This is a genomic window from Microbacterium gubbeenense DSM 15944 (assembly GCF_000422745.1).
Classification (GTDB): Bacteria; Actinomycetota; Actinomycetes; order Actinomycetales; family Microbacteriaceae; genus Microbacterium; species Microbacterium gubbeenense.
The window spans coordinates 1-5,570 of record NZ_AUGQ01000041.1; the positions used below are offsets into that span (position 1 = coordinate 1).

The 5,570-nt window shown below is 65.2% G+C and carries 5 protein-coding genes and 1 pseudogene; 1 reads left to right on the forward strand and 5 read right to left on the reverse strand.

Annotated elements, in window-relative coordinates:
• The 3 genes from G510_RS0112785 to G510_RS0112800 all read right to left on the reverse strand — a co-directional run.
• Positions 1-790, reverse strand: a 790-nt coding sequence (locus G510_RS0112785; protein ID WP_169562581.1) for an IS3 family transposase, incomplete at its 3' end; no start/stop codon positions are given.
• Positions 733-1,056 carry a transposase gene (locus tag G510_RS19140; RefSeq protein WP_029153144.1) on the reverse strand — a complete coding sequence of 108 codons (324 nt, stop codon included), beginning with the start codon at positions 1,054-1,056 and terminating at the stop codon, positions 733-735. The genes G510_RS0112785 and G510_RS19140, both read right to left, overlap by 58 nt.
• 205 nt (positions 1,057-1,261) lie before the next feature.
• Positions 1,262-1,978 (reverse strand): TetR/AcrR family transcriptional regulator C-terminal domain-containing protein, encoded by a 717-nt coding sequence (locus G510_RS0112800; protein WP_029153934.1) that lies wholly within the window; start codon positions 1,976-1,978, stop codon positions 1,262-1,264.
• Between the two features lie 378 nt (positions 1,979-2,356).
• Between G510_RS0112800 and G510_RS16915 the strand changes: the two are divergent.
• Positions 2,357-3,028, forward strand: a pseudogene (locus G510_RS16915) (IS3 family transposase); the annotation flags it as partial.
• Positions 3,029-3,215: 187 nt separating this feature from the next.
• Here G510_RS16915 and G510_RS0112810 read toward each other — a convergent pair.
• Both G510_RS0112810 and G510_RS0112815 read right to left on the reverse strand, forming a co-directional pair.
• Positions 3,216-4,448: an MFS transporter gene (locus tag G510_RS0112810; RefSeq protein ID WP_036323377.1), complete on the reverse strand. Its 1,233-nt coding sequence runs from the start codon at positions 4,446-4,448 to the stop codon at positions 3,216-3,218.
• Positions 4,445-5,101, reverse strand: a complete 657-nt coding sequence (locus G510_RS0112815; protein ID WP_029153936.1) for a GntR family transcriptional regulator — start codon at positions 5,099-5,101, stop codon at positions 4,445-4,447. The genes G510_RS0112810 and G510_RS0112815 overlap by 4 nt, the downstream gene beginning before the upstream one ends.
• Between the last annotated feature and the right edge of the window lie 469 nt (positions 5,102-5,570).

Below are 5,570 nucleotides of genomic sequence, written 5' to 3' on the forward strand. Positions count from 1 at the left end.
CGGCAGAAACAGACTGACAATCGTACGCATCACCGACGGACCCGACGGACGGGTCGATGCCCTCGTCGATGAGCCGGTCGGTGAACGAAATCGATGTGTAGACCGACCCGGCATCGGTGTGATGCGTGAGTCCGGCGAAGCCGGTGGCGCCTTCGCGCCGCCGAGTCCAGAGCGCCATCTCGAGGCAGTCCAGCACCAACGGGGTCGTCATGCTCGTCGCGGCCCGCCAGCCGAGGATGCGACGGGAGTGCGCGTCGAACACGAACGCGACGTACACCCACCCCGACCACGTCCACACGTAGGTGAAGTCGGCCACCCAGAGCTGATTCGTGCGGAACCGGGCGAAGTGCCGGTCGACGAGGTCGGCCGGCCTGCTTTCCCTCGGATCCGCGTCGACCGGGTTCTTGCGCCGCCCACGGACGACACCAGCGATCCCGAGCTCCCGCATGAGCCGCTCGACCGTGCAGCGGGCGATGTCATGCCCCTCACGTCGCAACCGCAACCAGAGCTTTCGAGCGCCGAGCAGCCGCCGTTGCTTGCGCCACGTGGCCAGGATGATCGGCTTCCACCGCTCGTCCGACACCTCCCGCGCCGACGGCTCCCGGCTCCGGGTGTCGTAGTAGCTCGATGGGGCGACCTTGCAACCGTGCTGGGTGAGCACGGCACAGATCGACTCGACACCCCACCGGAGCCCACCATCGGTGCGATCCTTGTGCTCGTCGATGAAGGCGACTATCGCAGGTGTGGCCGGTCGAGTTCGGCCGCGAAGAAAGCCGAGGCCGCCTTCAATATCTCGTTCGCACGCCGCAACTCAGCGTTCTCGCGCTTCAGCTTCTTGATCTCTGCCTGCGCGTCGCTCGCGACACCGGGCCGCTGCCCGCCATCGACCTGGACCCGGCGAATCCAGGTGCGGATCGTTTCGGGCGATCCGATCCCCAGCATGCCCGCGACCGCGGTGATCGCCGCGTACTCGCTCGGATACTCGGACCGCACCTCGGCGACCATACGGACAGCGCGCTCACGAAGCTCGCGCGGGTATTTGCTGGGACGTGCCATGAGACAGATCCTTCCAAGGAATTCTGCCTCCGGACACACCGGGGCGACTCAAGACAAGGCCGCCGAGAAGGAGCGGCAGGACATCGAGAAGGGCCGAGAGATCCGACAGAATGCCGACCCCGACGACACAGCCAAGGACGCGACCACCCCCGGTCCTGCCAGAGAACACTGACGGACGGCCTCGCTCGGGGCGCTCACGCCGCAGCTACTGGGACAGCTCCCCGGCGAAACGGTCGAGGAGTACTTCCAGCGATACTTCGAATTCTTCGTCGGAATGGTCCTCGCTCAGAAGAGCCCGTAGCCGACGGACCTCCGGAGCGTCATCCAAGCCGATGCTCCCGTCACGCTCGGGTATATCCGCGTTTCCTTCGTCGAGCGGTTCTTCCACCGGGCCGGTCTCAGCTCCCCGAACCGCGGATTCCAGCAAGAGTTGACCGAGTAGGAAGCTGCTAAAGGCACGGTACGCATCCACCGCTTGAGCGTCGGTGAACCCATGCCCCAGCAGGGTGCTGAGGAACGTGTTCACCACCTCGACGCTACGAAGCGGCGGGCGCAGCCAAGGGGCCGCGGGATGCCGGGTCGCCACTAACGGAAATGCCTGAGGATGATCGATCGCGATCTGACGCACCTTATGGGCGACATCCTGCAGAAAGCCTTGCCAATGCTCGGCGAACTCCTCATCCAGGTTCGATGTCAACTGTCCGAGGAGCAGAGCGATCACACCCTCAAGCAGATCCTCACGCCCGTGCACGTACCGGTAAAGAGACATCGCCTCCACACCCAACTCCTGAGCGAGCGAACGCATCGAGAGCCCCTGCGCACCAGAGCGATCAATCTGGCCAAGAGCAGTCTCGATAATGAGTTCGCGGCTCAGGCGGCCGGCCGCTGACCCTCTGGACTCCCGGCTAGATTCTCTCGACATGACGCGTCATCCCTCCCACCGGTCAAAGCACGCACCCTATCCGCGAGTGCAGCAGGACCGACCGATGTATGCCCACGGTAGCCCCGCTTACGTTGTAAGCAGGGCTACCGACCCTCGGCGCTGTCCAAGACTCCCGAGCGACTCCGACCACTAGACGGGTTGAGCTTGATTGGCGGACAGGAGAGAAGGCTTCGGTCGTAGGCGATAGTCGGCAGCGTCAATCGTCCCCGTCGGCGGCTTCGTCTTCTTCTGGGTTGAAGTGCGAAGGCGAGTCGGACAGGCGATGTTAGGAACTTCGCCACGCCTCAGCGTCAAGACGGTCTCACGACGCCGCGACTCAAGTCGGACACTAGCGGTCGACTGCTGCGCATGATCAGGTACCGGCGGGCGTATCACGACGCCCGCGCCGAGGGGTGGGTGGTGAACCACAAGAAGATCCAACGCCTGTGGCGTGACGAAGGGCTCCGGGTCCCGCAGCGGCGTCGACGCAAGCGCGTCGGGTCCTCGACCGTCGACGCGCCGACGGCGGACGCGCCGAACGTGGTGTGGGCGGTGGACTTTCAGTTCGACGCCGACGAGCACGGCCGACCGATCAAGATCTGCTCGATCGTCGACGAACACACCCGGGAGTGCATCGGCGGCCTCGTGGAGTGCTCGATTACCGCCGACCGACTCACCGCCCACCTCGAGGACCTCGTCGCCGCCCGGGGCGCCCCGGCGGTGCTCAGGTCGGACAACGGGCCGGAGTTCATCAGCGAGGCGATGGCCGACTGGGCCGGCACCCGCACCGGCCTGTCCTACATCCCTCCGGGCTCGCCGTGGCGCAACGGGTACGTCGAGTCGTTCAACAGCCGGATCCGCGACGAGTGCCTCAACATCAACAGCTTCTACTCGCTGCTGCACGCGCAGGTCATCATCGGCGACTGGAAGGACGAGTACAACCACCACCGCCGGCACTCCTCGCTCGGCTACCTACCCCCAGCCGAGTACGCTCGACAGTGCACCCATCAAATGGAAACCGACGACTCACAGAACGTCCGGACCGAATGAAGGGGGCGGCTCACGATCACAGGCGCCCGGGGCGCAGACGTCACCATGCCACTCCCGCTGCACCTCGACTGCATGGCGTCCTTGACGGCGACCGGCCCGCGGGGATCGCAAGCAGCTCGGAGCCTGGCGGCTGCCTCCGGAGCAACCGCGCTGCCAGTCCCATCGGACGGCGATGCCCGGCGACGCGCTACGGAAGGTGCCTGCGCCAGCTCAGAGCGACGATGCTGAAACTGATGAGCGCAAGAACCGCGCCGATGACGAACATGACCGTGTACGGGAGCCACGCACCCACTAGCGCAAGAACGGCCGGGATGAAGAATCCGATGTAGGTCAGCGAGTAGTACACGGCCGTGAGCCCCGCGAGATCGTCGGGGCCGGCGATACGCTGGATCTCGCGGAGACCACCAACGAGCAAGAGTCCATACGCAGCCCCGAGCGCGGCAGCGGCGACGACGACCCACGCCAACGAGTCGAGACCGACCGCGACGGCCGCCAGCACCATCCCCACGACGGTGACTGCGAGCGCCAAGCCGACACCGCGGGCCGAGCCGGGGTCATCGAAGCGGCCCGCAATCCGCTGCGCGCCGACGCCGCATCCTAGTGCGATCACACACAGGAGCCCGCTCATCGCGATCTCCAAGCCCGGAGCCTTCGACATCATCAGGCCAGGCAGTATCGCGTAGGCACTGGCCGCTGTGCCGAAGACCCAGGGCGCCATGGGCACGACGACGAAAAGGAAGCGACGATGCACAGCGGACGGAATCTTCAAGTCCTCGAGTAACGGCCGACCGTCATCACTTGTCCGCCTACTCTCCGGCACCCGCCACAGCAGCGAGAATGATGCGATGGCTAGCACGATGTGCACGAAGTATGGGCTCTGCTGCGGTGCGGGCCCGAATTGCGCGAGCGCCGCAGCAACCCCCGCGCCCAGGGCAAAGCCCGCTGTGAGGGCGAGCGCCGCGCGCCCTGCGCCGCTCCCTTCCCGGGCTCCGGTGTCGAACGGCGCCTGCGACAGCTCCTTCACCCAGGCAGTCCCCACCGCCATAACCAACCCCAGCGCCACACCCGAGAGAACTCGCCCGGCGAACAACACGGTCGGCGATGAAGCGCCCAGCGCGAGCAGAACGCTCCCAGCGACAGCGACGAGCGGAGCAGGAAGGAAGAACGGCCGGCGTCCGAATCGGTCGGAGAGAGGGCCTCCGAGGATCAGAGCGGGCACGATACCGAGAACGTACGCACCGAGCAGAACGTCGAGCACGAGAGGCGTCATCTCGTCCTCCTGTCGGTACATCACCAGCAGGGGGGTGAATTCGTTACCACCCCACGCGACCGCGAAGAGCGCCGCGCACACGGCCATCCAGGGGCGGATGCGGTGCCGAGGACCCGCATCCGGGATCGGGAGGGAGTCCGTGATACTCATGGCAACAGCTCCCGATGTGTACGTCGGATGTGAGATTCGAGCGCGATTCGGAATGCGTCGCTATGCGCACCATCGATCAGCCGCGCGAGCTCGGTGTGGTCGTCGAGGACCTCCTCGAGGCGGTCCGCGCGCTTCCACAGCGATCGCGCCGTCATCCGCCTCTGCCGATCGCTCAACGACGCGAAAAAGTCCGATAGCAGACGGTTTCCGCCGGCATCGACGACCGCAGCGTGAAAGTCCGCGTCCAGGACCGCGAAGCCGTGAAGGTCTTCCCGCGCAGCGGCATCACGCTGCCCCCCGAGGATCGTCTGCAGTCGCTCGACAAGTTCGGAACGCAGCCGGGCATCGCCCGAGACCCGGGAGACGGCATCCGACTCGAGGAGAACGCGCGCCCGCACGATCTCCTCGCGTTCGTGTGGCCTCACCTCAACGACGAACGCACCGCGCTTGGGGTACAAACGCAACCACCCCTCGCCCTGCAGTCGCAGGAACGCCTCACGCACCGGAGTGCGACTCATACCAAGCTCGTTGGCCACCATCCCCTCGCTGATCATGCTTCCCCCAAGTAACGCGCCATCCAAGATCTGGGCACGCAAATGGTGGTAGGCAACCTCGGACGCGGATGCATGGCTAGCGGCACCAGATTCGGTCACGCTTGCCCCCCCTTGTTTCTGAATACAACATAGATACTAGTCGCATACTCTACAAAAGACAACAAGAGAATGGCGGGGTGTTTTTACGGCGCGGCCTGAGCCAGCCTGGGCACAGGTTGTGGGAGTGGACCTGCCGAAAAAGATGGCGGTCTCAACCGGTAAACGCACCACCCGCCTACTCTGTCAGGTCTTCGTGCCGTAGGTGCCATGTCTGCGGTAGCGAGACCCAGCGATGCCGCCCCCGTATCCTCGAGGGATGAACATGAGTCGTGGTCGCGCAGTTGGGAGTGCTTTCTCCGCGAAGGAGAAGACGGTGCTGGATCTTCTGTGCAGCGGGGATCACCCGTACCGTGAACTGGCTCGCGAGCAGCTCCGCGTCGCGTCGTGGGGTGGGTACCAGCTCGACGAGTGCGACTGCTTCCTTATCTCGGTTCCCAAGTTGCCGAAGGCAGCCCGGATCAGGCACGGT

Excerpts from the sequence above, each read along its gene's own strand:
- G510_RS19140 (WP_029153144.1), bottom strand. The coding sequence starts at position 1,056 with ATGGCACGTCCCAGCAAATACCCGCGCGAGCTTCGTGAGCGCGCTGTC.
- G510_RS0112800 (WP_029153934.1), bottom strand. The coding sequence starts at position 1,978 with ATGTCGAGAGAATCTAGCCGGGAGTCCAGAGGGTCAGCGGCCGGCCGC.
- G510_RS0112810 (WP_036323377.1), bottom strand. The coding sequence starts at position 4,448 with ATGAGTATCACGGACTCCCTCCCGATCCCGGATGCGGGTCCTCGGCAC.